The organism is Candidatus Hydrogenedentota bacterium, assembly GCA_016791475.1.
Lineage (GTDB): Bacteria > Hydrogenedentota > Hydrogenedentia > Hydrogenedentales > JAEUWI01 > JAEUWI01.
The window spans coordinates 1-950 of the sequence record JAEUWI010000120.1 but is presented as its reverse complement, the minus strand read 5'-3'; the positions used below and the strand labels follow the sequence as shown (position 1 = coordinate 950).

Here is a 950-nt window from a genome sequence, read left to right as displayed (position 1 = left end):
AGAGCACATTGTTCGTTGGGTGAATATCTTCGTTGCGACGACCGACGGTTTGTTTTCAGGTGAATTAGCCAACCTTGCCAAATCTCGAGGAGCCGCGATCGGCGATGCGTTCGACCAGCGATTGAACGGCGGAGTTCAGATAGGCCGCGAGCCTATGCCATCTCATTGACCTTTGTCCTTAGTTCATCGGCGATCGATTCATTCAAAAACGAAATTCGCGTCCGGCGTGACAGCACGTCATCGACTGTTTGTGCCATTTCTTCGTTGAACGCCCGCATGACATCGCCGGTCGTATAGGGCATTTCCGAATGTAAAAGCTCGCCTTTCGACGCAGGCGGAGCGTCGATCGCTAACGTTTTCGTTACGCATTCCGATGCGTTGAGACCACCGACTTTGATCGCGGCGTCGACAGCCTGTTCCGCCATTTCGCGGTAGGTCGTCCATTTGCCGCCGGTGATGGTGACGAGGCCGTTGCGGTCGATGAATAGCTCGTGGCTGCGTGAGAGTTTTGACGTATTTGTTGTATCAGTACGGCTTACGAGTGGGCGAACGCCTGCGAATGTGCTGAGGATATCATCGCGTGTCGGTTGATCTGCCAAATAACTACATGCAGTTTCGAGTAGAAAATCGATCTCTTCGTCGGTGACGCTCTCGCCAAGTTCAGCCGTTTCGCAGGGAACATCCGTCGTTCCGATGAGCGTGTGGCCGAGCCACGGGATGCAGAACAGCACGCGGCCGTCGCTGGTTGTCGGTATCATCAACGCTGCGTTCGTCGGCAGAAAATCTCTCGACAAAACAATGTGTGAGCCTCGTGCAAATGTCACAACAGGCTTAGCCGAGTGATCTGACATATGCCGTACGGCGTCACAAACCGCACCGGTCGCATTGATCACGACGCGTGCCGACGTTGAGAATGATCCATTATCGATCGAGTCTCTCAATTCGACGAT

The 950-nt window shown here is 53.8% G+C and carries 1 protein-coding gene; it reads right to left on the bottom strand.

Annotated elements, in window-relative coordinates; translation table 11 throughout:
* Positions 1-152: 152 nt before the first annotated feature.
* Positions 153-950, bottom strand: a 798-nt coding sequence (locus JNK74_28175) for an FAD-dependent oxidoreductase (GenBank protein MBL7650066.1), incomplete at its 5' end; no start/stop codon positions are given.